Raw genomic sequence first — 249 nt, 5'->3', positions numbered from 1 at the left:
GGAGCCCAAGGAATACAAGGGTTACAAGGAATAATCGGTCCCACAGGCACAACAGGAGCGGCAGGAGCCCAAGGTCCACAAGGAATACGAGGGGAAACAGGAGCAGCTGGAGCACAAGGGATACAAGGGCCTCAAGGGATACGAGGGGAAACAGGAGCAGCTGGATTGCAAGGGATACAAGGACCTCAAGGAATACAAGGGGGAATTGGATTAACTGGTTCTCAAGGTGTTCAAGGTCTTCAAGGAGTC

General features: G+C 52.6%; 1 pseudogene. It reads left to right on the top strand.

Features of this window, described 5'->3' with window-relative positions:
* A pseudogene (locus MR113_RS27840) lies at window positions 1-249 on the top strand (collagen-like protein); the annotation flags it as partial.

Origin of the sequence: Bacillus cereus group sp. BfR-BA-01379 (assembly GCF_022663605.1) — a bacterium.
GTDB classification, from domain to species: domain Bacteria; phylum Bacillota; class Bacilli; order Bacillales; family Bacillaceae_G; genus Bacillus_A; species Bacillus_A mobilis.
Note: the sequence above shows the minus strand (reverse complement) of the source record. Positions and strands in the feature narration are given on the sequence as shown.